Annotated in this window: 20 protein-coding genes and 1 riboswitch; of the genes, 10 read left to right on the top strand and 10 right to left on the bottom strand. The window is 63.7% G+C overall.

All coding sequences use genetic code 11. The features are described from left to right. Window positions 1-8: 8 nt before the first annotated feature. Both ACX80Q_RS01775 and ACX80Q_RS01770 read left to right on the top strand, forming a co-directional pair. Window positions 9-1262, top strand: coding sequence for an alpha-L-fucosidase (locus ACX80Q_RS01775; RefSeq protein ID WP_459328799.1), 1254 nt, complete (start codon window positions 9-11; stop codon window positions 1260-1262). 168 nt (window positions 1263-1430) lie between these two features. Further along, the gene (locus ACX80Q_RS01770; protein WP_459328798.1) at window positions 1431-3104 is read left to right on the top strand and encodes a ribonuclease J; all 1674 of its coding nucleotides are present in this window, start codon (window positions 1431-1433) and stop codon (window positions 3102-3104) included. 97 nt (window positions 3105-3201) lie between these two features. On the opposite strand, the gene ACX80Q_RS01765 is transcribed toward ACX80Q_RS01770, so the two are convergent. From ACX80Q_RS01765 to ACX80Q_RS01755, 3 genes are all read right to left on the bottom strand, one after another. Continuing rightward, the gene (locus tag ACX80Q_RS01765) at window positions 3202-4602 is read right to left on the bottom strand and encodes an NAD(P)-binding domain-containing protein (RefSeq protein WP_459328797.1); all 1401 of its coding nucleotides are present in this window, start codon (window positions 4600-4602) and stop codon (window positions 3202-3204) included. A 434-nt stretch (window positions 4603-5036) separates the two neighbouring features. Further along, on the bottom strand, window positions 5037-6674 hold the full coding sequence (locus tag ACX80Q_RS01760; RefSeq protein ID WP_459328796.1) for an ABC-F family ATP-binding cassette domain-containing protein: 1638 nt from the start codon (window positions 6672-6674) through the stop codon (window positions 5037-5039). A 230-nt stretch (window positions 6675-6904) separates the two neighbouring features. Beyond that, window positions 6905-7028: riboswitch (SAM riboswitch) on the top strand. A 182-nt stretch (window positions 7029-7210) separates the two neighbouring features. Next, complete coding sequence (locus tag ACX80Q_RS01755) at window positions 7211-7885, bottom strand: NADPH-dependent F420 reductase (RefSeq protein ID WP_459328795.1); 675 nt, start codon at window positions 7883-7885, stop codon at window positions 7211-7213. Window positions 7886-7978: 93 nt separating this feature from the next. Here ACX80Q_RS01755 and ACX80Q_RS01750 point away from each other — a divergent pair, with 93 nt between their 5' ends. After that, on the top strand, window positions 7979-8488 hold the full coding sequence (locus ACX80Q_RS01750) for a MarR family winged helix-turn-helix transcriptional regulator (RefSeq protein ID WP_459328794.1): 510 nt from the start codon (window positions 7979-7981) through the stop codon (window positions 8486-8488). A gap of 28 nt (window positions 8489-8516) precedes the next feature. On the opposite strand, the gene ACX80Q_RS01745 is transcribed toward ACX80Q_RS01750, so the two are convergent. Beyond that, on the bottom strand, window positions 8517-9170 hold the full coding sequence (locus ACX80Q_RS01745; protein ID WP_459328793.1) for a GntR family transcriptional regulator: 654 nt from the start codon (window positions 9168-9170) through the stop codon (window positions 8517-8519). A 159-nt stretch (window positions 9171-9329) separates the two neighbouring features. Here ACX80Q_RS01745 and ACX80Q_RS01740 point away from each other — a divergent pair, with 159 nt between their 5' ends. The 5 genes from ACX80Q_RS01740 to ACX80Q_RS01720 all read left to right on the top strand — a co-directional run bounded on the left by ACX80Q_RS01740 (window position 9330) and on the right by ACX80Q_RS01720 (window position 15572). Next, window positions 9330-10337 carry a 1-aminocyclopropane-1-carboxylate deaminase gene (locus ACX80Q_RS01740; RefSeq protein ID WP_459328792.1) on the top strand — a complete coding sequence of 336 codons (1008 nt, stop codon included), beginning with the start codon at window positions 9330-9332 and terminating at the stop codon, window positions 10335-10337. A 294-nt stretch (window positions 10338-10631) separates the two neighbouring features. Continuing rightward, window positions 10632-12440 (top strand): ABC transporter ATP-binding protein, encoded by a 1809-nt coding sequence (locus ACX80Q_RS01735; RefSeq protein WP_459328791.1) that lies wholly within the window; start codon window positions 10632-10634, stop codon window positions 12438-12440. Next, window positions 12440-14185: an ABC transporter ATP-binding protein gene (locus tag ACX80Q_RS01730; RefSeq protein WP_459328790.1), complete on the top strand. Its 1746-nt coding sequence runs from the start codon at window positions 12440-12442 to the stop codon at window positions 14183-14185. Before ACX80Q_RS01735 ends, ACX80Q_RS01730 begins: the two co-directional genes overlap by 1 nt. Window positions 14186-14309: 124 nt before the next feature. Next, window positions 14310-14453, top strand: a complete 144-nt coding sequence (locus ACX80Q_RS01725) for a hypothetical protein (protein WP_165788021.1) — start codon at window positions 14310-14312, stop codon at window positions 14451-14453. 72 nt (window positions 14454-14525) lie between these two features. Then, complete coding sequence (locus ACX80Q_RS01720) at window positions 14526-15572, top strand: LLM class flavin-dependent oxidoreductase (protein ID WP_459328789.1); 1047 nt, start codon at window positions 14526-14528, stop codon at window positions 15570-15572. Window positions 15573-15687: 115 nt separating this feature from the next. Here the strand turns inward: ACX80Q_RS01720 and ACX80Q_RS01715 are convergent, their stop codons facing one another. The 6 genes from ACX80Q_RS01715 to ACX80Q_RS01690 all read right to left on the bottom strand — a co-directional run bounded on the left by ACX80Q_RS01715 (window position 15688) and on the right by ACX80Q_RS01690 (window position 20837). Continuing rightward, entirely contained in the window at window positions 15688-16158 is a 471-nt protein-coding gene (locus ACX80Q_RS01715; RefSeq protein WP_459328788.1) for a UPF0158 family protein, read from the bottom strand. A 110-nt stretch (window positions 16159-16268) separates the two neighbouring features. Further along, entirely contained in the window at window positions 16269-16652 is a 384-nt protein-coding gene (locus ACX80Q_RS01710) for an RNA-binding S4 domain-containing protein (protein ID WP_459328787.1), read from the bottom strand. Window positions 16653-16803: 151 nt separating this feature from the next. Further along, a complete protein-coding gene (locus ACX80Q_RS01705) occupies window positions 16804-17805 on the bottom strand; it encodes a sugar phosphate isomerase/epimerase family protein (protein WP_459328786.1) in 1002 nt (333 codons plus the stop codon). 4 nt (window positions 17806-17809) lie between these two features. Further along, complete coding sequence (locus tag ACX80Q_RS01700) at window positions 17810-18979, bottom strand: Gfo/Idh/MocA family protein (protein ID WP_459328785.1); 1170 nt, start codon at window positions 18977-18979, stop codon at window positions 17810-17812. An 11-nt stretch (window positions 18980-18990) separates the two neighbouring features. Continuing rightward, on the bottom strand, window positions 18991-20097 hold the full coding sequence (locus tag ACX80Q_RS01695; RefSeq protein WP_459328784.1) for a Gfo/Idh/MocA family protein: 1107 nt from the start codon (window positions 20095-20097) through the stop codon (window positions 18991-18993). A 5-nt stretch (window positions 20098-20102) separates the two neighbouring features. Further along, window positions 20103-20837 carry a sugar phosphate isomerase/epimerase family protein gene (locus tag ACX80Q_RS01690; protein ID WP_459328783.1) on the bottom strand — a complete coding sequence of 245 codons (735 nt, stop codon included), beginning with the start codon at window positions 20835-20837 and terminating at the stop codon, window positions 20103-20105. 144 nt (window positions 20838-20981) lie between these two features. On the opposite strand from ACX80Q_RS01690, the gene ACX80Q_RS01685 reads away from it, so the two are divergent. Beyond that, window positions 20982-22226, top strand: coding sequence for an ROK family transcriptional regulator (locus ACX80Q_RS01685; protein WP_459328782.1), 1245 nt, complete (start codon window positions 20982-20984; stop codon window positions 22224-22226). A gap of 9 nt (window positions 22227-22235) precedes the next feature. Next, a complete protein-coding gene (locus ACX80Q_RS01680) occupies window positions 22236-23345 on the top strand; it encodes a LacI family DNA-binding transcriptional regulator (protein ID WP_459328781.1) in 1110 nt (369 codons plus the stop codon). Window positions 23346-23554 lie beyond the last annotated feature (209 nt).

The following is a 23554-nucleotide window of genomic DNA, read 5'->3' as shown; positions in this document are numbered from 1 at the left end:
CTTGGTCCATGCATTCCGTGATCCCCACCCCTGCACAACTTTCCTGGCAGCGCGACGCCATGGGTGTGTTCTTCCACTACGGTTTGAACAGTTTCCACGGCAAGGAATGGAGTGACGGGACCCTGCCCGCGGCGTCCTTTAACCCCACAGCGCTCGACGCCGAACAATGGGTCCAAACGGCCGCCTCCCTGGGTGCCAAGTACGTTGTGGTCACGGCCAAGCACCACGACGGCTTCTGCCTGTGGCCCACGGCCACCACGGACTATTCCGTGGCGTCCTCTCCATGGCGCGGAGGTGAGGGGGACGTTGTTGCCGAGGTGGCTGCGGCGTGCCGCACGTTCGGCATGAAGCTGGGCATCTACCTCTCCCCGTGGGACAGAAATGCCGCATGCTACCCGGATGCGGAAGCGTACGACGATTTCTATGTCGCCCAGCTGCGTGAGCTGTGCGCCAACTACGGCGAACTGGCGGAGCTGTGGTTCGACGGCGCCGGCTCGCAGGGGCGCGAATACGACTGGGAGCGCATCAGCGCCCTGATCGCCGAGCTGCAGCCAGAAGCCATGGTGTTCAATATGGGCGCCCCCACTATCCGCTGGGTGGGCAATGAGGACGGCCTGGCCGCCGACCCCGTGCAGTACGTGGTGGCTGAAACCAACTTCTCCAACTACACGATCCATTCGGCGGCCCTCACCGAGGCCCTGTACTTGCCGCCGGAATGCGATGTGTCGCTGCGCCGCGGCTGGTTCTGGCACCCGGAGGACGAGCCTAAGGAACTGGAACACCTGCTGGCCATCTACTACCGCTCCATTGGGCTGGGCGCCAATTTGCTGCTCAACCTGCCCCCGGACATGCGTGGGCTCATTCCGGCCGAGGACGTTGCCCGGCTGGGAGAATTTTCGGCAGAAGTTGCGCGCCGGTTCCAGGCTCCCCTTACAGCCGCACTGAGCGCCCTGGGTGACGGTACCTGGCTTGCCGACTTTGGCGCCGACATTGATTTTGACCACCTGCGCCTGGAGGAGGAATTGCTGGCGGGCCAGCGAGTGGCAGGCCATACAGTCCTTACCGAGGGCGGCCAGCTGTTGGTTGAGGCGGGCACCATCGGAACCCAGCGAATCCACGTCGTCGAGCCCGTGAAGGCGGCAAAGCTGATCATTCACCTCGAGGGTGAGGCGCCGCTGCTCACGGCCGTCACCGCCTTCAACACGGGCGTGAGCCATGTTCCGGCGATCAATTACCTGGCCACCACCGAGACCCCGGACTGACGCCGACGCACCGGCGCGAATGCATCGGCGGGTGCGGTGGTAAAATCGGGTCTAGCACGCACAAACTTTTAGCGATACCGGTCTAGCCTTTGGCCGAAAGAATCGCACTAGAAGGCCTCGCTCCGTCGACGGCCTGACGCCCATAACACCAATAAAGTCTGGAATCCCATGAGAAGAACTGCTCGCCAAACTCCCCCCGCCCTTGCCGAAGGTGCCATGCGCATCGTTGCCCTCGGTGGATTGGGGGAGATCGGCCGCAACATGACCGTCTTCGAATTCGCGGGAAAGCTGCTGATCGTTGACTGTGGCGTGCTCTTCCCCGAGGAGCACCACCCCGGCGTCGACGTCATCATCCCCGACTTCTCCTACCTGAAGGACCGCTGGGCGGACGTGGTTGGCCTGGTGCTGACCCACGGCCACGAGGACCACATTGGCGGTGTCCCGTACCTGCTCAAGCACCGCCTCGACATCCCCGTGATCTCCGCGAAGCTGACCTTGGCCTTCCTGAAGACCAAGCTCGACGAGCACCGCATCAAGGGCAAGCTCATCACCGTCAAGGAAGGCGACCGCCGCAAGTTTGGCCCGTTCGACGTCGAATTCCTGGCCGTCAACCACTCCATCCCGGACGGCCTGGCAGTTGCCATCCGCACGCCCGCCGGCCTGGTGCTGGAAACTGGCGACTTCAAGATGGACCAGTTCCCGCTGGACAAGCGCATCACCGACCTTGCCGGCTTCGCCCGCTTGGGCGAGGAGGGCGTTGACTTGTTCATGCCCGACTCCACCAACGCCGAGGTCCCCGGCTTCCTGGCCGCCGAGGCCGATCTGATTCCGGCCATCGACCAGGTCATGCGCACAGCGCCGCGCCGCGTTGTTGTTTCCAGCTTCGCCAGCCACGTGCACCGCATCCAGCAGATCATTGACTCTGCTCACAAGTACAACCGCAAGATCGCTTTTGTGGGCCGCTCCATGGTCCGCAACATGGGCACCGCCCGCGAACTGGGCTACTTGAAGATCCCGCGCGGGATGCTCGTCGATGCCAAGGAACTCGAGCGCATGGCCCCCAACAAGGCCGTACTCATTTGCACCGGTTCACAGGGTGAGCCCATGGCCGCCCTGGCCCGCATGGCCAGCGGTGACCACCAGATCAACCTGACCGACGGCGACACCGTCCTGTTGGCCAGCTCGCTGGTCCCCGGCAACGAGTCCTCGATCTACCGCCTCATCAACGACCTCACCAAGCAGGGTGCCAACGTTGTCCACAAGGGCAACGCGAAGGTGCATGTCTCCGGCCACGCCAGCGCCGGCGAGCTCGTCTACTGCTACAACTTGGTTCGCCCCAAGAACGTGATGCCGGTCCACGGCGAGTACCGCCACCTGAAGGCCAACGCGGAACTCGCGATCCGCACCGGCGTCGACCCCAAGAACGCGTTCATCGTTGAGGACGGCACCACGATTGACCTCAAGGACGGCGTCGCCAGGGTCACCGGCAGCGTCCCCGCAGCCTACGTCTACGTGGAAAACATGATCCCCGGCGCGGCAACGGAGGAGTCCCTGCAGGACCGCCTCCGCCTGGCCGAGGACGGCGCCGTCACCGTCCTGCTGATCGTCAACCCGGACAACGGCAAAATCGAAGAGGACCCGGAGTACTTCGCCGTAGGTTTCAACCTCACGGAGAAGGACATTGAAAAGGCCACCGTGATCGTGGAGAAGACCATCTCCGGGCTCCGCGGCGAGAAGACGGGCCACGGTGCCGAAAAGGCCGTGGGCGAGGCCCTGCTGCGCTGGTCCGACCGCGCGCTGCGCCGCAAGCCGGTCTACACGGTCATCATCGTCGAGTCCTAAAACGCACCACACGTAGAAGGCCCGGCCGCTGCCCCCGCTCCGTCATGGAGGTGGGACAGCGGCCGGGCCTTCGGAGTTTCCTGCCCGCCGCCGAACGCTACCTGGTGCTGGTCTCCGCGGCGACAGCGGCCAGGGCTGAGGTGTCCACGTCCTGGGACGGTCCGTCCAGGTAGCGCCGCAGGGAATCATCCATGGCGTTGAGCCAGCGTGTGTGGTGCTTGGCGGCCATGGTGCCGGTGACAACCGAGCGGTGGGTCATGTCCCGGTAGCCCAGGATGTCAGTTTCCTTGTGGCCCATCCAGTCCTTGAACAGCTGCGAGACGGCGGCCAGGTCAAACGGCGGGTAGTCGGTGGCGGCAATGAGCTCCCGCAGGTATGCCGACTGGAAATCCGCCTCGGCGTTGTGATCCAGTAAGGCGGCCTGAAGCCCCAACCACCGTTCGATGTCCGCCTCACGGGCTTGCTCGGTGGGCAGCTCGATTTTGCCGGTCATGACGTCGCGGGCAAACCAGGCCTGCGCATCAAACATGTTGAACGTGTAGTACTGGTCCTGCGCACCCAAATAGAACAGGTTGGTGTTGTGCTGCCACACCACGCCCTTGTACAGGTTGGCCGGGTACAGCACGTTCTTGGATTTCAGTGCCAAGTCACTGGGCAGGAACGGGTACTTGTGCTGGTATCCCGTGCACAGTACGACGGCGTCAAAGTCGCCTTGGGTGCCGTCGCGAAAGTGGGCGGTATTCCCGTCAAAGTGTGTGACCAGCGGGCGCTCCGCCGTGTTCTCCGGCCAGTCGAAGCCCATGGGGGCTGAACGGTAGCTGAAGGTGACTGACGCGGCACCCATCTTGTGGGACTGCATGCCGATGTCCTCGGCCGAATAGCTACTGCCAATCAGCAGGATGCTCTTGCCGGCAAAGCGTTCCGCGCCACGGAAATCGTGGGCGTGCAGGACCTCGCCGGGGAAGGAATTGATCCCCGTGACTTCGGGGACTGCGGGGAAGGAGAAGTGCCCCGTGGAGACAACCAGCTTGTCAAAGATGTGCTCGGCGGTGGTTCCGGTGGGGAGGTCTTCCACTGTGAGGGTGAATTCCTGCGTCAGCTGATTGTAGGAAACCCACCGTGCGGCCGTCTGGAACTGCACATATTTGCGGACATCGGATTTTTCCACGCGTCCCTTGATGTAGTCAAAGAGGACTTCGCGCGGCGGGAAGGAGGAAATGGCGCGGCCAAAGTGCTCATCGAAGGTGTAGTCGGAGAATTCCAGGCATTCCTTGGGGCCGTTGGACCACAGGTGGCGGTACATGCTGGAGTGGATGGGTTCGCCGTGTGCGTCCAGGCCCGTGCGCCAGCTGCTGTTCCACTGGCCACCCCAATCGTCCTGCTTTTCAAAGCACATGATGTGCGGGATCTCCGCGCCGTTTTGGCGTGCTGATTCAAATGCCCGCAGCTGTGCCATGCCGCTGGGGCCTGCTCCAATGATTCCGACTCGCAATGTCATGGTGCTCTCCTGATCCCTTGGATTCTTTGTGTCGCTGGTAAATACGATGCTTCGAATCCATGTCCGCCGGAAAATGGACAGGGCCCCATGGGCGTATCCGCGGCGGAACATCAAGGCGCAGGGTGCGCGGCGGCAGAGGTGGCTGCGGCAGTAATCTGGCGGATGGCCGCCAGTGGTTCCCCAAGGAACTCATACACATCGAGGCCACAAGGGGCGTCAAATGGTGGTCCGGAACCGGGTATTGGTGCGTGGGATGCGCCAAGATTCGTCAAGCAGTTGCTGCAAATCCAAGAAACAACAACTTGTTACCTATTGCAACATTTTAGAAATGGTAAGTCAAAGTCAAGCAATAGATAAGGAAAGCTAACTCATTGCGGGTGTGCAACGGCCCCCCAAGGAGCTGTCGAGCGGCGTTTTGACTGCTGACGTGCTGGCTACAGTGCGGTGACCTTGCCATCGCTAACGTCCCAGCGGGCGTCCAGGCGGACGTTTTCCAGCAGCCTGCGGTCGTGGGTCACCAGCAGCAGCGTGCCCTCGTAGCTTTCCAGCGCCTCTTCAAGCTGCTCAATGGCCGGCAGATCAAGGTGGTTGGTGGGTTCATCGAGCACCAGAACGTTGACGCCGCGAGCCTGCAGCAGGGCTAGGGAGGCCCGGGTGCGTTCGCCAGGGGAGAGCGCATCCACTGTGCTGGTCACCTGATCGGCCTTGAGCCCAAATTTTGCCAGCAACGTGCGGACCTCGGCCTGGTTCAACTCGGGGACCAGCAGCTCAAAGGCCGCACCCAGCGGCGTATTCTCGGGGAATTGGCTGCGGGCCTGGTCAATCTCACCCAGGGCCACATTGGCGCCCAGGGACGCTGTGCCGCTGTCCGGGGTTGTGTGGCCCAGCAGGAGCCGCAGCAGGGTGGACTTGCCGGCGCCGTTGGGGCCGGTGATGCCGATCCTCTCGCCCGCATTGACCTGTGCGGAAACCGGTCCCAGGGTGAATTCGCCCTGTTGCACCACAGCCTCATTCAGGGTGGAAACAACTGTGCTGGACCGCTGTGCGGCGCCAATGCTGAACTGCAACGCCCACTCCTTGCGTGGCTCCTCCACCTCGTCGAGGCGGGCAATTCTGGACTCCATCTGACGGACCTTCTGGGCCTGCTTTTCGCTGGATTCGCTGGCTGCGCGGCGGCGGATCTTGTCATTGTCGGGAGACTTCTTCATGGCGTTGCGCACGCCCTGGGAACTCCATTCGCGCTGGGTGCGGGCGCGCCCCACCAGGTCGGCCTTCTTGTCGGCAAACTCGTCATACGCCTCACGGGCATGCCGCTTGGCGATGGCGCGTTCCTCCAGAAAGGAATCGTACCCGCCGTCGTACACGGCAACCTTGTTCTGGGCAAGGTCCAGCTCAACCACGCTGGTGATGGTGCGGGCTAGGAACTCGCGGTCGTGCGAAACCAGGACAACGCCGCCGCGCAGGCCCTTGACGAACTCCTCCAAGCGGGCCAGGCCGGCCAGATCCAGGTCATTGGTGGGCTCGTCCAGCAGCACAATGTCGAAGCGGCTCAGCAGCAATGCGGCAAGGGCCACACGGGCAGCCTGGCCGCCGGAAAGGCCCGTCATGAGCGCCTCGGGGCCAACATCCAGGCCAAGCTCGGCAAGGGTGGCGGGGATCCTGTCCTCCAGATCGGCGGCTCCGCACGCGAGCCAGTGGTCCAGGGCGTTGGAGTAATTGTCGTCGTCCTCGGAGTTGCCAGTGCCCAACTTCTCGGCCGAGGACTCCATGGCCTCGGTGGCCTCGCTGCAGCCCGTGCGCCGGCCAATGTAGGCGGCAATGCTCTCGCCCTCAAGGCGTTCGTGCTCCTGCGGCAACCAGCCAACAAAGGCGTCCTGCGGCGCCGTGCTCACGGTGCCAGCTAGGGGGTTGTCCGCCCCGGCCAGCAGACGAAGCAGCGTGGATTTTCCGGCGCCGTTGGCACCCACCACGCCAATGACGTCGCCCGGGGCCACCGTGAAGGAAAGACTGCTGAATAGGGTGCGGTGGGCGTGGCCTCCGGAGAGGTCCTTCACCACAAGTGTTGCGCTCATGGTTCAATCTTAAGTTGCTTCCGGAGGCGGCCCTGACGGCGGTGGCCCATGTCTCGCCCCGCCCCACCCAACTGAGACGCACTTGTTGTGATAATTGCGCCGTTTTTCGACAACAAGTGCGTCACAGATGGGGGATGGGCGGGTGGGGTGCAGCAGATGCGTTGGGAATGTTGCAGCGTGTGACGAAGCGCTTGAGTCCGGCGCCCGGTGGCGGGCAGACTGGTGGACAGAATCAAGAGTCCCGATCATGCGGCCCAGGCCGGTCGGGCGGCAACCCTCAAAACCATAGTGGGGTGCCCCTGGTGACGATTCGACACTCGTGCGGCGAAGGACTGCGCGGTGTAAGTATGGCGCGGTGCCCAGCACTCGCCTTCACCCGAAGGAACCCCATGACTGAATCAACTAGGTGTACCGACGCGACACCTGTCAGCGCCATGGCCGCCCAGGTCTAGCGTTTCATCCCCGCACCGGATGCGAGATCGAGGAATAAGCAAAGGGAATCGACGGCACCGCGCAGTGGGTCATGAAAGAAATTGTTAGCGGATGCTGGCGCTGAGCTCCAGTTCATCGCCAGCATCACGCTGCGCCTGCAATTCAGCCTCCATGCCTGCGCGAGTGTAGCTGCCGGTGAAGATGGGGGTGCCGGGCTCAAAAGCTGTGCCGTTGTTCAAGGTGCCGGCGTCCACGGCGTCGTAACCTAGGCGGTCCACAAACCCCAACACCAAAGCGCGGGTATCGGCGTCGTCCGCGGCGACGGCCAACGCACGGCGATCGGGTGCGCCGGGATCGCGGGCATCCAACTCAAGCTCGTGGTAACCAATGTGGTTCAGGGACTTGGCCATGAACGCACCGGGCACGTGGGCGTGCACCATTTCGGAGCTCGACGGCGCATCCTCCAGCTCCGGCATGTCACCGTTGGTGTCGCGCCAGTAGTTCATGGTGTCCACCACATGCTTTCCGGCGAGGGCGCCCGGGTTTAGGGTGCGGAACTTGTGCAGCGGAACCGACAAAACCACCAGATCGGATTCGGCCATGGCCTGCTCGGCGGTGACGGCAACGGCGCCGGGGGCCATGACGGAAATGATCAATGAAATGGCCTTGGGGTCACCCGATGCCGCTATCAGCACGCGGTAGCCGGCCTTCAGGGCCTGCCGTGCGACACCCGTGCCCACCTTGCCGGCGCCGAGGATGCCGATGGTCTGCGTGGTCATTTGATCAAACTCCGTTCATAAGTGTTGTTCTACAGATCATATTATCTCAATATGATCTGTTGTAAAGCCCAGTTCTCGGATATGCTGGGTGCCATGAGTAACAGTGCAACCCAGCATCGCCCCTCCGTCGACGCCCAGGAAGACTTTGGCTGGACGCTGGGCGTTTTGGTCCGCAACTACCAAAATGCCTCCACGGCGGCCATGGGGGAATTCCCCCACGGCGCGCGTGGCTACCAGGTGCTTGTTGCCGTGGTGGGCGGGGAACTGCCCAATCAGCTGGCGCTGGCCCAGCACCTGGGTATTGACCGCACGGTCATGACGTACTTGATCGATGACTTTGTCAGGGAGGGGCTGGTGGAACGCCAGCTGAATCCGGCCGACCGCAGGGCCCGCATTGTGGTGGCCACCGACGCCGGCGAGAAGGTGCTCGCTGCTTTGCAACAGCGCGTGGCGGAGGCTGAGATTACTGTGCTGGGTGCCTTGGTGGCCGAAGAGCGCGAGTTGTTCCGGACGCTGCTGCGCCGCGTGGCGTGTGATGCACCGGCCGCATCCGGGCATGATCTGGGTGCCTGCGAAGCTGTGGAGCAGATGCTGGGCAAGTAGCCGCTCTCTGCGGCGCCTCTGCGGCGAGTTAGTCTTCGAGCGCCGCACCCAGTGACAGCCAGTTTTCCCTCGTGGCGAGTGCCGCGCCGTCGGCATCGCCCAATCCGGCCAGCGTGATGATCCGTGCGTGCGCCGCGATCGAATGGCGGGCGGCGTGAGAGCTGAAGCGCTGGCGCTCCACCCTGCGCAGCAGGGGAAGGGACGCGTCCAGGACTGTGGGAATCATGTCGTTGCCGCAGGCGTTGAGCAGGACCTCATGAAAGTCGTCGTCTGCAGCCAAGGCGGAGTCGACGTCGTCGTCCTCCAGGGCAGTGGCAAACCTGGCGTTGGCTGCCGTCATCTCGGCCAGTTGCGTGGCAGTCAGGGCGGGCACGGACAGCCGGGTGGCAAGTTCATGCATCGCGGCCACCACCTGCTGGGCGTTGCGTGTTGACTGTGCGTCAAGTGGCGCCACGATGGTTGCCCGGCCCGGCGTGGTGACAACAAGGCCGGCCCGTTCAAGGCGCAGCAACGCCTCGCGAATGGGAGTCCTGCTCACGCCAAGCCACGATTCCAGCTCGGGGTCCTTGAGGCGTTCGCCCGGGGCAAAGGTGCCGTCAACAATGGCGTTGCGGATGGAATCGTAGACGTCATCGCGCAGCAGAGACCGCTTGTGAATGCCGTGCGGCAGGGGAGTGGGCATGCAACATAGGATATATCGCCGCAGCCCGACCCTGGCGCCCCTCCCACTTATTGACTCCAAGAAGGCCAATCGTTCTGCGAAAACCCTTGACAGTCACTCGATATGCGTATGCAATATATTGCATACGCAAATGGCGTTCCGAATCGACAAGGAAATCCCATGGCCATCACTGACTTTGCACGCTATCCGCTGACGTTCGGGCCCAGCCCCATTCACGATCTGCCCCGGCTTAGCAACCACCTGGGCGGGGCCACAATTTGGGCCAAACGCGAGGACGTCAACAGCGGACTGGCCTTTGGCGGCAACAAGACGCGCAAGCTTGAATACATTGTGCCCGACGCCATCGCCCAAGGTGCCGACACCCTGGTCTCGATTGGCGGCTACCAGTCCAACCACACCCGACAGGTGGCCGCCGTTGCAGCAAAAATTGGCATGAAGGCGCGCCTGGTGCAGGAAAATTGGGTGGACTGGCCGGATCCGCTCAGCGACCGCGTGGGCAACATTCAACTGTCCAGGATCATGGGCGCCGATGTCCGCCTCGATGCGGCAGGCTTTGATATTGGCATCCGCAGCAGCTGGGAGCAGGCCATCAAGGATGTTCAAGACGCCGGCGGCAAGCCGTACCCCATCCCCGCAGGCGCCTCCGAACACCATCTGGGCGGCTTGGGATTCGCCAATTGGGCCTATGAGGTCCAGACGCAGGAAGAAGAAATGGGCGTCTTTTTCGACACCATCATTGTCTGCACCGTCACAGGGTCCACCCACGCCGGCATGATCGCAGGATTTGCCGGGCAGGACCGCCACCGCCGCGTGATTGGCATTGATGCCTCCGCCACCATCGAGAAGACCCGCGCGCAGGTGGCCCGGATTGCCCGCCATACGGCTGAGCTGATAGGGCTGGGCCGCGAATTGAGGGACGACGAGATCACGGTCTTGGAGGGCTGGGCCGGTGACCGCTACGGCATCCCCGTGGAGTCCACCATGGAGGCAATCCGCCTCTCCGGCTCCCTCGAAGGCATGATCATCGACCCCGTCTACGAAGGAAAATCGATGGCCGGCCTCATTGACCTGGTCCGCAGCAAGGACATCCCCGCCACCAGCAACGTCCTTTACGCTCACCTGGGCGGACAGCTTGCCCTGAACGCCTACAGCGGCCTGTTCCGCTGATCCAAGCACGACGGCGGCCCCCTTCTGCCGCCGTCGTGCCCGCTGCGCCCTCCGAAAAGTGCGAGAGCGTTGCCCAATAACCAGCCATTGCTGCGAGAGCGTTTGTGGGGGTGGGGTGTGGGGCGGTATCTGTTGCCCCAGCGCGGCTCTTCCAAGGGGCCGGATTTTTGCGTTAGAGTGCTTAGTGTGAGTTAGAGAACAGCAGCCCCATACGCCCTGTTGATCGCCGCGCCCTGATGCGCCGCTTGATCGCGTTCGTCACGCCTGCCAATCCACCATTCTTAGAAGGCCCTTTTGCGCTCATTTCCCTATCCCGATGCAGGCACCGCCGATCTGCGTTCACCCTCCCGATTCCTGTGGTGGCTTGCCAAAGCCCAGCGGGCCACGCTGCTCTTGGGCATCACCTACGGTTCCATCTGGACCGTGTCTCAGGGGCTGATTCCGTACGTCCTGGGCCAGGCCGTGGATACCGGCATTGTGGCCGGGAACTTCGGCGCACTTACCGCGTGGGTGGGAGTTCTCCTTGGCCTGACAATTATCCAGGCGGTGACGTCAACGTTGCGGCATCGGGCCGCCGTGAGTAACTGGATGCAGGCCGCCTACAGGTGCTCGCAGTTGATTGGCTACAAGGTGACCCGCAGCGGCGACGCCCTGCCGCAAAAATTCTCCACCGGCGAGGTTGTCTCCACGTCCGCCTCCGACGCCATGCGCATTGGCGAGATCTTTGACGTTTCCGCCCGGCTGGCCGGCTCCCTGGTGGGCTACTTGCTGGTGACGTTCCTGGTGTTCCAGTCCTCCTGGCAGCTGGGCCTGGTGGTACTCCTTGGTGTTCCCTTCTGCTGCGCCATGCTGCTGTTCGTTATTCGCCCCCTGCAGAAACGGCAGAAGGAACAGCGCGATGCCTCCGGCAAGATGACGGCGCTGGGCGCAGACACCGTGGCGGGCCTGCGGGTGCTGCGCGGCATTGGCGGCGAGCACATCTTCGTGGAGCGGTACCGGGAGCGCTCACGGGAAACCCAGCTGGCCGGCAACAAGGTGGCGTATTCGCTCGCCGACCTTGACGCCGCCCAGGTCTTGGTGGTGGGCATTTTTAGTGTTGCCTTCACCTGGATTGGCGCCATGCAGGCACTCTCCGGCCAAATTGAAACCGGCCAGCTGGTGGCGCTGTACGGGTACGCCGTGTTCCTGGTTTCACCCATCCGGACAGCATCCGACGCCGTGTCCCGCTTCATTCGCGCCCACGTGGGGGCCCGGCGCATCATCGATGTCCTCGCCACGCCCTCTGCCGTGCACGACGGCGGCACAACAGTTGGTGCTCCTGCCGCGCCGAGCGCCTTGCTGGATAGCACCACGGGCGCGCTGATCCAGCCCGGCCTGCTCACCGGGATCGTCTCGGCGGACCCCGCAGCGTCGGCGGACCTTGCCCGCCGCCTTGGCCGTTTTGAAGACGCGGTGCTGCGCGAGGCTCAGGTGTTGTGGGGAGAATCGGCCCTCCACCACGTTCCGCTGGCCGAGGTGCGCTCACGCATTGTGGTTTCCGACGCCGAGCCGCAGCTTTTCACCGGCACCCTGCGTGAGGAGCTGGATCCGTCCGGGCGGCACAGTGATACGGGCATCATGGCGGCCCTCGACGTGGCCAGCGCCGCGGATGTCTTTGACGGGCTGGAGCACGGCTTGGACGATGAAGTCACCGAGAAAGGCCGCGGCTTCTCCGGCGGCCAGCGCCAGCGCCTGGCCCTGGCCCGCGCCATCCTGACCGGGGCGGAGGTCCTGGTGCTCATTGAGCCGACGAGTGCCGTTGACGCCCACACGGAATCCCGGATTGCCACCGCGCTGAAAGCTGAGAGAGGAACGCAGTCCAACACCACTGTGGTGGTGACGGCCAGCCCGCTCATGCTGGGAGCCATGGACACCATCTACTTCCTGGATGGGGAGGAGCGGCTCACCCAGGGGACGCACCACGAACTCCTGGCGACCGTGCCGGACTACCGCAACGTGGTGATCCGCGGCGCCGGCATGGACGGTCATGCAGGTCACAGCAAAAAGGGCCACAACGACAAAGACAACAACCACAGCACCCCAAACACGGAAGGGCAGCGCTAATGGCTGAGAACAAGCTTCCCGTTGCGGATTCGGCACAGGTCAAGGCCGAAGGTGCCCGGCTCATGCGCCAGCACAGCAAGCCGTTAACCATGGTGGTGGGACTCTATGTCCTGGCCGCCATTGCGGGTTTGGCCGGCCCGTTCCTGCTGGGCCGTCTGGTGGACGCCATCACGCACGGCACCACCGCCGGCTTCGTCAGCAATGTGGCCCTCGTTTTGGCGGTCTTTGTGGTGGCACAAACCTTCCTGGCCCGCTGGGCCCGGCGCAAGGGCATGGTGCTCGGCGAAAAAGTCTTCGCCCAGCTGCGTGAGGAATTCATGGAGCAGGTGACCTCGTTGCCGCTCTCCACGGTGGAAAAGGCCGGCACTGGCGATCTAGTTTCCCGCACCACCAACGACGTCGATGCCGTCTCCCACACGGTCAGGTTCGGTGTGCCGCAGGTGCTGGTTTCCGTGGCCACCATTGTGCTGACCATTGCCGCGGCCGTGTTCACCAGCCCGGTGCTGGCCTTGGCACTGCTGGTGGGTGCACCCATGCTGATCCCCGTGACCCGGTGGTACCTCAAACGCGCCACCCCCGGATATCTGCGTGAACGGGAAAGCTACGCTGTCCTCAACGGTGCCATCACCGAGACCATCGAGGGCGCCCGCACCGTTGACGCCTTGAGTCTGGGCCCCCAGCGCCGCGGCCGGATCGACGCGGCGCTGCGCCGCTGCTTTGACGTTGAGAAGTACACGCTGGGCCTGCGCACAGTGCTGTTCCCCGTAGCCGATTTTTCCTTCTGGCTTCCCGTGGCTGCCGTGCTGCTGTGGGGTGGCTGGCTCGCCTCCAACGGTACTGTCAGCGCCGGCATGGTGGCCACCGTGGCGCTGTACGCCATGCAGCTCATTGACCCCGTGGACACCTTGATCATGTGGATTGATGAGATCCAGGTGGGCGCGTCCTCGCTGGCCCGCATTGTGGGCATCCGCAACGTGGCCGGTGACAGGACAGCCACCGACGCCCAGCCCGTGGATGAATCCCTGGTGGTGGATGAGGTTCGCTACGCCTACCGGGAGGGCCGCGACGTGCTCCACGGGATCGATCTGACGCTGGTGCCCGGGGAGCGGCTGGCCATGGTTGGCCCGTCCGGCGCGGGCAAGTCCACGCTGGGGAGGCTCATTGCCGGCATCCACCCGCCCACCGCTGGATCGGTCAAGGTGGGCGGGGTTCCGCTGGTTGACAGGCCGTTGGATGAGCTGCATCGTGAGGTGGCCCTCGTGACGCAGGAGCACCACATTTTTGTGGGGACTCTGGCGGACAATCTGCGCCTGGGCAAGGCCAGCGCTACCGACGCCGAGCTGGAAAAGGCCCTGGCCGATGTCGGATCCCTGGCTTGGGTGCACGCGTTGCCTCAGGGGCTGGCCACGGAGGTGGGCTCGGGCGCCCACACGCTGACGCCGGGGCAGGCCCAGGAAATGGCGCTGGCCCGACTGGTGCTGGCCGATCCCCACACACTGGTGCTGGATGAGGCCACCTCGCTCATTGACCCGGCGGCGGCGCGCGAACTGGAATTCTCGCTGAGTGCTGTGCTGAGCGGTCGGACTGTGGTGGCCATTGCCCACAGACTGCACACCGCGCACGACGCCGACCGGGTGGCAGTGGTGGAAAAGGGGCGGATCTCCGAGCTCGGCTCCCATGACGAGCTGCTGGCACAAGGCGGAGCCTATGCGGCGCTGTGGAACTCCTGGCGGCAGGACGCTTAGAGCAGGGCCTACTGCCCAGCCCTACTGCACGGCGCGAATTGGGCGTAACGTGGGCGGAAGGGGCGGTTTGGACTGTACGGCCCGAGCCGAAACTGGTTTTACAACGGCAGGAGCGTTCAAAGAAATGCCTGACAAACAGCCACACCACCACGAACACAAGAAGCTGGACAAGGGCCACGCCATCAAGGCCAAGCGTGCCCAGAAAAAAGCGCGCGGTGCCGCGGATGAGTCCGCCGATCCCGTGGCACACATAGTCAAGAAGCGCTGACCCAGCGAGGCCCGCAGCCAGCTATATGCGTATGCATGGAATAGCCGGCCGCGGGCCTGTGTTGTGCCCAGTATGGAAACAAACTTCAAAAAACGCATAGGATTCCTGTCCTTTGGCCACTACGGCACGGGCCGGGGCTCCCAAACGAACACGGCAGCCGATTCCCTGCACCAGGCCATCGACCTGGCCGTGGCCGCGGAGGAGATGGGCATTGACGGGGCATTCTTTCGGGTGCACCACTTTGCCCGCCAGCAGGCTGCGCCGTTCCCCCTGATGGCGGCCATTGCCGCGCGCACCAGCCGGATCGAGATCGGTACCGGCGTCATCGACATGCGTTATGAGAACCCGCTCTACATGGCCGAGCAGGCGGCCGCCACAGACTTGATCAGCGATGGCCGGCTGCAGATCGGTGTGAGCCGTGGTTCACCCGAGCCTGCTGCCAACGGTGCGGCTGACTTTGGGTATTACCCGCTGGACGGCGAGACGGGCGCCGACATGGCCCGGCGCCACACAGCAGCCTTCAGGCACGCCATTTCAGGAGCAGGTGTGGCCGAGCCCAGCGAGCACGCCTACATGGGTGGCGAAAGGCTACTGCGCATTGAGCCGCAGTCGCCGGGGCTGTCACAGCGTATTTGGTGGGGTGCCGGATCCCGCGGTACGGCAGTGTGGGCGGCCCAACAAGGCATGAACTTGATGAGTTCCACGCTGTTGACCGAGGACACGGGCGTGCCTTTTGACCAGCTCCAGGCCGAGCAGATTCAGCTGTTCCGGGATGAGTGGGCTGCTGCCGGGCATGACTTCATGCCGCGCGTTTCCGTCAGTCGCAGCGTGATTCCCGTGGTGGACGACGTCGACCAGATGTACTTTGGCCTCCGCGCGCAGGCCGACAGCAAGGACCAGGTGGGCATCATTGACGGCCTGGTCTCACGCTTTGGCAAGAGCTACATTGGCGATCCTGCCGCGCTGGCCGAGGAGTTGGCGGCCGACGCGGCCGTGCAGGCTGCCGATACCGTGATGCTGACAGTGCCCAACCAGCTTGGGGTTGCCTACAACACCAAAATGTTGGAGAACATTGCCAAATACATTGCCCCGGCGATTGGCTGGACGCCCAACCGCTGACCGGCCCAGTCGGGGACCGGCCGGACCCCGTGAGAGAGCTTGGGCCCAATCTGCCGGGAATGGTGTTCGTGGCAGGGGACCTCCTCCACTCAGCGGCGGTCCCCGAAAGCAGCGGCTACTGTGCTTCTGCTCGCAGTTGCGCCAGTGCGCCCTCAGCTTCGGTGTCCTCCACTTGATCGTTGTCCCGGAGCCACTCAATGGCGCGTTCTTTCATGGCCGCAGCATGAAACGCGTACCACTGCGAGGGCAACCCAGGATATTGGTGGAGGGCATCTTGGAAGTGGCGGAACGGTTTGCTGCGTTCAATGGCACGAATCAGGCGATCCTGGCAGGTGGGGTCCTGGACAGTGGAAATGAAGCCTTCCATGTCTGAATAGCCTTCGTAGGATTGAATTGGGTCGATTCGGATGCCGCCACGGTCATCCAGATCCCATCCTTCCGCCTCCGCTTCGTCTGCGGCTTCTTCGCCCCAGAGCTCAATTTTGCCGGTGGTTGGATCCAGCCAGAAGAATGTCTCCAAATCCATGAAGTTGAATTCCAACGCTTGAGCCAGATCTTCAAGATTAAAACTGTTAAGGGGCAACATTGCACAACCCTCCGCTGCGGGTGCTTGAAGATAGAAAAACTCCTCAACGTCAATTTTTCCCCGCGGGGCAGGTTACGGCAAGGGGGTGCGTGGCATCGATCGCAGGGGGTCTAGTGGTCCCCGCGCAACCTGTCCATCTCCCGGCGGTCCTTCTTGGTGGGCCGGCCCGTGCCGCGGTCGCGCTGGGGCAGGCCAAGGGCCGGCAGGACGGGGCGCGGGGGTGTGTGGTCGGTGAAACAGTGTGATGCGGCTTCGGCACCCACGCGCTTGTTGATGAGCTGGCGGACTTCCAGAATCCTGTCATAGCCAGGCTGGCGGACCCGGACAGTATCCCCGGGCACCACGGTGTGCGATGCCTTGGCGTTGACATCGTTGAGTTTCACATGGCCCGCGCGGCAGGCGGCCGTGGCCAGTGAACGCGTCTTGTACACCCTGATGGCCCACAGCCACGCGTCAATGCGGACGGAGGCCCGGACAGTTTTTGGAATGCTCATGATGGAATCCACTCTAGCGCCGGACGCCGGGTCACACAGAACGCCTGCCGAACGGGGAGTAGATGCTGATGTTTGCGAAGAACATCAGCATCTACTCCCCGTTCGGCAGGCAGGCAGGCAGGCAGGCAGGCAGGCAGGCGGGCAGGCGGTGCTAGTCCTGGTTGCTGAAGGCGGCGTCGAAGGACAGCGCGGACGGGGCAAAGTCGAACTTCTTCAGCGCCGCCAGCGCCTCCGGAGCTCCCTGGAGCCTGTCCATGCCAGCGTCCTCCCACTCGATGGAGATGGGGCCGTCGTAGCCAATGGCCGTCAGGGCCCGGAAGGACGATTCCCAGGGCACGTCGCCGCGTCCGGCCGAGACAAAGTCCCAGCCGCGGCGTGGATCGCCCCACGGCAGATGCGAGCCCATGACGGTGTTTCGGCCCGTGGGGCGCAGCTTCGTGTCCTTGCAGTCAACATGGTAGATCCGGTCCTTGAAGTCCCAGATGAAGGAGACCGGGTCGATCCCCTGCCACATGAAGTGGGAGGGGTCCCAGTTCAGCCCAAACGCGGGACGGTGGCCGATGGCCTCCAGGGTCCGGACTGTGGTCCAGTAGTCGTAGGCGATTTCGGAGGGGTGGACCTCGTGGGCGAACCGCACCCCGCATTCGTCAAAAACGTCAAGGATGGGGTTCCAGCGGTCCGCAAAGTCCTGGTAGCCGGCCTCGATCACGGATTCCGGCACGGGCGGGAACATGGCAACGTACTGCCAAATGGAGGATCCGGTGAAGCCCACCACTGTCTTGACGCCCAGGGCCTGTGCCAGGCGGGCGGTGAGTTTCATTTCCTCGGCGGCCCGCTGGCGCACCCCCTCGGGATCGCCGTCGCCCCACACCCTGGTGCCCACAATGGCCTGGTGGCGGAAATCGATGGGGTCATCGCACACGGCCTGGCCCTTGAGATGGTTGGAGATGGCCCAGACCTTCAAGCCATAGCGCTCCAGCACGGCCAACTTGCCGGAGACGTAGCCGGGCTCGTCCCACCGCCAAGGGTCAAGGTGATCGCCGGAGCACGCAATTTCCAGGCCGTCATAGCCCCACTCGGCGGCCAGGCGTGCCACGTCCTCGAAGGGCAGGTCGGCCCACTGGCCGGTGAACAAGGTGTAGGGGCGGGGCATGGAGTTAGTCCTTCGAGGCGAGTTGGGGTGCGGCGGTGGGAACTGTGGCCCCGCCGGCTGCTGAGGAAGTTTCAATGGCGGCCAGGACGCGTTGCACGCCCAAACCTTCCTCGAACGACGGCGACGGGTCGGTCCCGGTGGCAATGTTCAGCAGGAAGTCGCGGATCTGGTGGGTGAAGCTGTGTTCCCAGCCAATCACATGACCCTGCGGCCACCAGCCGGAAATGTAGGGGTGTTCGGGTTCGGTGACCAAGATGCGCCGGAACCCCTGAACCTCAACGGGCTCGGTGCCGTTGAGGAAGAACAGCTCGTTGGGGTTTTCAAGATTGAAAGTAATTGACCCGGCCGTGCCATAAATTTCCAGGCGCAGAGCATTCTTTTGGCCCAGTGCCACCCGGGAAACCTCCACACTGGCCACAGCGCCACCGGCCATGGTCAGCGTGGCCCAGGCGGCGTCGTCGACCGTCACGGGCTCGGGGCCATCAGGGCCGGGGCGCTCGGTGACGAACGTGTGCAGTCGGCCGGAGACGTCGGCTACGGTGTCATCGAGCAGATATTGCACCTGATCCACGGCGTGTGAGGCGATGTCGCCCAGGGCGCCGGAACCGGCCGTTTCCTTGCGCAGCCGCCAGGTCATGGGGGCTGAATCATCAACTAGCCAGTCCTGCAGGTACGACGCGCGGACCTGGCGGACGGTGCCCAGCTCACCGGCGGCGATGAGCTTGCGGGCTAGGGCTAGGGCCGGCACCCGGCGGTAGTTGAAGCCAACCATGGACCGCACGCCAACGGCGCGGGCGGCCTGTGCCGCCGCCACCATGGCCAAAGATTCGGCCATGGAATTGGCCAGCGGCTTTTCCACCAGAACATGTTTGCCCGCGGCAAGTGCCGCCGTGGCAATCTCGGCGTGCAGCCAGCCCGGGGCACAAATGTCCACAATGTCTATGTCATCGCGGGCAATGACCTCCCGCCAGTCCGTGGCGGATTCACTCCAGCCGTACTTGCGCGCGGCCGCTGCCACGGCGGCCGCGTCGCGTCCCACCAAGACTTTTTGTTCAAAGTCGGGGACGTCAAAGTGATTGGCCACGGTGCGCCAGGCGTTGGAGTGTGCCTGGCCCATAAACGCATAGCCAATCGCGGCAACACCCAGGGTGCGGGAGGTCTGGGGGGAGGTCATGTCAGCGATTCCTAGAGGGTTGCTTCGGTGGGGTTCCAGTCCACGGGCAGTGCCGGGGAAGCTGGTGCTGTGCTCTGGACGGAGACGAATTCGCCGCTGTCCACGGACTCCGCAATGGAGACCATGGCGTCCAACACGTGATAGGCCAGCTCGCCCGGGACCCGGTGCGGCACGCCTGCCCGGATGGAGCGGGCCATGTCCAGCACGCCCATGCCGCGGCCGTTGCTGGGACCCTCGGAGGGAAGGGTGGTCCACTCGTCCTCGCCGCGCTTGCACAGCTGGATCTCGCCGTCGAAATTGTTGGGATCCGGCAGCGAAAGGGTGCCCTCGGTGCCCGTGATTTCCACAAAACCCATGCGAGCCTTGGGGGATTCAAAGCTGAACACGCTGTGCGAGGAGGCGCCGGAAGCAAACTGCACCATGGCGCTCACATGCGTGGGAACCTCGACGTCGAACACCTCCCCTTCCTTGGGCCCGGAACCAATGGTGCGGGTGGGGAAGGCGGTGGAGCCCACGGCGGCGACCTTGGTGATGGGGCCAAAGGTCTGCACAAGTGTTGTCAGGTAGTAGGGGGCCATGTCGAACAGCGGGCCCGCCCCTTCCTGGAACAGGAACGCCGGGTTCGGGTGCCAGGACTCAGGCCCGGGGGACTGGAACATGGTCAGTGCCGTCAACGGGGTGCCGATGGCGCCGGAATCGATGAGCCGGCGTGCAGTTTGCAGGCCCGCGCCGAGGAAGGTGTCCGGGGCGCAACCCAGACGCATGCCGGCGGCCTGTGCCTCCTTCAACAACCCCTGGCCGCTGCTGCGGTCCAGGGAGAACGGCTTTTCCGTCCAAACATGCTTGCCGGCCTTGACGGCTGCCGTGGCAACTTCCACGTGGGCGGCCGGGATGGTCAGGTTGACCACAATCTCAACGTCCGGGTGGTTCAGGGCAACGTCAACGCCGCCGGAGATTTCGATGCCGTATTCGGCGGCGCGGTCGGCGGCTGCCTCCTCGAAGAGGTCGGCCACCACCAGGACTTTCACGTCCGGGAACGTGGTGAGGTTGTCCAGGTACTGCTTGCTGATGTTGCCTGCGCCAATGACGGCTACGCCTACGGGTCCTGTTTTTGCCACGATTATCAGGCCTTTCCGCTGTTCAGGAAGGCAAGGCTTTGGGCGATGCCATCGAAGATGTCACCGGCGTAATCGTCAAATTCCACCACGCCAACTTCCAGCGATTTGGCCGCGCCAATGACGTCCCAGATGGGCACCTCGCCCTGGCCGGCTGGCAGCTGGGCTTTGGTGTCATTGTTCAAGGGGCCGTCCTTGATGTGGATGTACTTCACGCGTTCACCCAGGCTGCCCAGGATGTCCACGGCGCTTTCGCCACCCACGGAAACCCAGTAGGTGTCCACTTCCAGAATTAGTTCCGGATCCAGCAGAGTTTCAAAGTACTCCAACGCCGTGGTGCCGTTGATCTTGGACTCCAGCTCCCAGGCGTGATTGTGGTAACCCACCCGGACACCGTACTCGGCGCCCTTCTTTGCCGCGGCGTTGAGGCCGTCGGCAATTTTTTGGATGTCTTCCGCCGTCTGCCACTGATCGGCGGCAATATAGGGGTCGATGACGGTGGTGATGCCCAGTTTGTTGGCTGCGGCAAAGATTTCATCCTGGTCATTGTTCAGCAGCGGCGCGTGGCCGGAAGGGGCCGTGATGCCGTTTTCCTTGAAGGCGGCGGCGAGGGCGTCCGCCGTGGCGACAAAGTTGTACGGCTCAACTTTTGTGAATCCGAGTTCTGCCACGCGGGCAATGGTTCCGGGCAGGTCTTCCTCGAGGGGCTTGCGCACGGTGTACAGCTGCAGAGAATACGTCACTGGGGTCTCCTGAAAAGCGTGGATGGGTGTTCCACTCCAAGCTAGGGGAACTTTTGCCGAGCGTCAAGCAAAAGTTTGTGAAACGTCGCGGGACTATCGGATTGTGACAGATAGAAGCCGGTGTGTTATTTATTGTGAATGCCAATGACACCAGTGCAACCCCTGCCCCGCAGCGCATCCGCCACCACTGCGCAGGGGCCCGATTCCAGTGGGCAGCCCTACGGCTACTCGCGTGCGGGGGACGTGTTTCAACTTTTGCGCGACGGACGGGCCCGGACCCGGGCGGAACTGGCGGAGATAACGGGCCTGGCGCGCTCCACGGTGGCGGCCCGCATTGACTCCCTCACCGCAGCTGGGCTGATTGGTCCCGCCGGTGAGGCCGTCTCCTCGGGCGGCCGGCCGCCGTCGCGCTTTGCCTTTCAGCCATCGGCACGGGTCATCCTGGCTGTTGATGTTGGCGCAACGCACGTCTTAATTGCTTTGCTGGATCTTCGCGGCACAGTGCTGAGCGAGCTGCGCGAGACCATTGACGTCGCCACCGGGCCCACCGCGGTGCTGGATCAGGTATTGGAGCTCTGTGGCCAGCTTTTCACCCAGGCCAGCCGGCACGAACGTGAATTGGTCGGCATGGGGATGGGCCTGCCGGGGCCGGTGGAGCACTCAACGGGGAAGCCCGCCAGCCCGCCCATCATGCCGGGCTGGGACGGGTTTGACGTACCGGCCTACGTCCAAAAGCGCTTCGCCGTTGATGTATTGGTGGACAATGACGTGAACATCATGGCCCTGGGTGAGCGCGCCTCTTACTGGCCCGACGCCGAGAATCTCCTGTTCATCAAAGTGGCCACGGGCATTGGGGCAGGCATCATCAGCGGCGGACTGCTCCAGCGCGGCGCCGACGGAACGGCCGGCGACATTGGCCACGTGCGCGTCCCCCGTGGCGGCGAGGTGATGTGCCGGTGCGGCAACTTCGGCTGCCTGGAGGCGATGGCCTCCGGTCCCGCCGTGGCGGCGGCACTGGCGGCTGCCGGCGTTCCCGCAACAACTGGCGAGGACGTGTTGGACCTGGCCCGGCGAGGGAATCTGGCCGCAATAGCGGCCATGCGCCAGGCCGGCCGGGACATCGGTGACGTGCTGGCAGCCTGCGTCAACCTGCTCAACCCTTCGGTCATTGTGATTGGCGGCGGGCTGGCCTCGGCGGGGGAATACCTGCTGGCCGGCGTGCGCGAAATTGTGTACCAACGTTCACTTCCGTTGGCCACGGCCCGCCTGCGCATAGTGCAATCCATGGCTGCGGGCCACGCGGGTGTGCTGGGTGCCGGGCACATGGTCATTGACCACGTGCTGTCCGCCGCCAGCGTGGAGCACCTGGTCCAAGCGCAGCAGCAGTAGGAGCGGCCCATGGGCAATGTGACCATCGCCGATCTGGCGCAGCAGCTGGGGATCTCCAAGGCTTCCGTCTCCTACGCGCTCAACGGCCGGGCCGGGGTGGGGCGGGAAACCCGGGAACGCGTGCTTGCGCTGGCCACTGAGCTCGGGTGGTACGCCAGCTCCAGTGCCCGCGCCCTGTCCCAATCGCGCAGCGAAACCGTGGGCATTGTGCTGCTGCGGGACCCGCAGCATGTTGGTTCCGAGCCCTTCTACATGAATGTCTTGGCGGGCATTGAGGCAGTTCTCGGCGAACGTGAACACAACCTTCTGCTGCGGATCGTGGCGCCCGACGGCGGGTCCCGGCCCGCGTTGCCTGCCCCGCCATGGGTGCCGGGGTTGGTTTCGGGTGTGGCGGCGGAGCCCGTAGCCCGCCTGGACCTGGCCGTGTACCGCCGGTGGGTGGGGGAACGGCGGGTGGATGGCGTTTTGGTGTTCGATGAAACTGCTGACGATCCCCGCGCATCCCTGCTTGAAGAGCTGGGCCTGCCGTTTGTGCTGGTGGGTGCATCCGCCGCCCCTGCGGCCCGCAGCGCTGCCACTGTGGTGGACCAGGCGGGGGACGCGGCTGCTGTGATCCAGGCCTTGCGCGGCTTGGGGCATGGTTGCATCGCCTACGTTTCCGGGCCTGAAGAACTGGCGCACGAACAGGCACGGAGAGCCCTGATGGTGGAGCAAGCCCGCGGTGTGGGAATGGTGGCGCTTTTGGCTGCGTCCGACTACACCGCCCAGGACGGCGAGGCAGCCACCATCGCCATGGTGGCCGGGCTGGATTCGCGCGCCGAAAACTTCCCCACGGCCATTGTCTATGGCAACGATTTGATGGCCTTGGGGGGATTGGCAGCTCTCAAAAGGTTGGGGATCGCCGTGCCACAGCAAGTCTCAGTGGTCAGCTGGGACGATTCCATCATCTGCCAGTTCAGCTCGCCCCCCGTTGCCGCGCTGGCCAGGAACATCACCGAGTTGGGCCGGCAATCGGCACGCTTGCTGTTGGATATTGTTGACGGCCACGCAGCCTCCAATGTGGCGATGCCAGCGGGAATTCTGCAGCGGCGGGGCAGTTTGGGCGCAGCCCCCAACTAGCGTCACATGGGAAACATGACGCTTCTTTCGGGACAATTGATTAACCGGTTCAGTATGGTGGGTCACGTTACCTAGAAGTGGAGTAAACCCCGCTATTTCGGGGAATTTGCGTGAACTTTCGCGCAGAATCGGGTTCGGCGGCACTTTGAAAAGGTCAATTCATTGGTGTCAATTTCATAAGTTGCAAAATATTAATCAACTTTTGATTG

The sequence above is a fragment of the Arthrobacter sp. HLT1-20 genome, from assembly GCF_054510895.1.
The sequence above is the reverse complement of the archived record's forward strand: the minus strand, read 5'-3'. Positions and strand labels throughout refer to the sequence as shown.

Bases quoted from the DNA above. Each gene is read 5' to 3' on its own strand.
- ACX80Q_RS01775 (WP_459328799.1), top strand. From the start codon at position 9: ATGCATTCCGTGATCCCCACCCCTGCACAACTTTCCTGGCAGCGCGAC.
- ACX80Q_RS01770 (WP_459328798.1), top strand. From the start codon at position 1,431: ATGAGAAGAACTGCTCGCCAAACTCCCCCCGCCCTTGCCGAAGGTGCC.
- ACX80Q_RS01765 (WP_459328797.1), bottom strand. From the start codon at position 4,602: ATGACATTGCGAGTCGGAATCATTGGAGCAGGCCCCAGCGGCATGGCA.
- ACX80Q_RS01760 (WP_459328796.1), bottom strand. From the start codon at position 6,674: ATGAGCGCAACACTTGTGGTGAAGGACCTCTCCGGAGGCCACGCCCAC.
- ACX80Q_RS01755 (WP_459328795.1), bottom strand. From the start codon at position 7,885: ATGACCACGCAGACCATCGGCATCCTCGGCGCCGGCAAGGTGGGCACG.
- ACX80Q_RS01750 (WP_459328794.1), top strand. From the start codon at position 7,979: ATGAGTAACAGTGCAACCCAGCATCGCCCCTCCGTCGACGCCCAGGAA.
- ACX80Q_RS01745 (WP_459328793.1), bottom strand. From the start codon at position 9,170: ATGCCCACTCCCCTGCCGCACGGCATTCACAAGCGGTCTCTGCTGCGC.
- ACX80Q_RS01740 (WP_459328792.1), top strand. From the start codon at position 9,330: ATGGCCATCACTGACTTTGCACGCTATCCGCTGACGTTCGGGCCCAGC.
- ACX80Q_RS01730 (WP_459328790.1), top strand. From the start codon at position 12,440: ATGGCTGAGAACAAGCTTCCCGTTGCGGATTCGGCACAGGTCAAGGCC.
- ACX80Q_RS01725 (WP_165788021.1), top strand. From the start codon at position 14,310: ATGCCTGACAAACAGCCACACCACCACGAACACAAGAAGCTGGACAAG.
- ACX80Q_RS01720 (WP_459328789.1), top strand. From the start codon at position 14,526: ATGGAAACAAACTTCAAAAAACGCATAGGATTCCTGTCCTTTGGCCAC.
- ACX80Q_RS01715 (WP_459328788.1), bottom strand. From the start codon at position 16,158: ATGTTGCCCCTTAACAGTTTTAATCTTGAAGATCTGGCTCAAGCGTTG.
- ACX80Q_RS01710 (WP_459328787.1), bottom strand. From the start codon at position 16,652: ATGAGCATTCCAAAAACTGTCCGGGCCTCCGTCCGCATTGACGCGTGG.
- ACX80Q_RS01705 (WP_459328786.1), bottom strand. From the start codon at position 17,805: ATGCCCCGCCCCTACACCTTGTTCACCGGCCAGTGGGCCGACCTGCCC.
- ACX80Q_RS01700 (WP_459328785.1), bottom strand. From the start codon at position 18,979: ATGACCTCCCCCCAGACCTCCCGCACCCTGGGTGTTGCCGCGATTGGC.
- ACX80Q_RS01685 (WP_459328782.1), top strand. From the start codon at position 20,982: ATGACACCAGTGCAACCCCTGCCCCGCAGCGCATCCGCCACCACTGCG.
- ACX80Q_RS01680 (WP_459328781.1), top strand. From the start codon at position 22,236: ATGGGCAATGTGACCATCGCCGATCTGGCGCAGCAGCTGGGGATCTCC.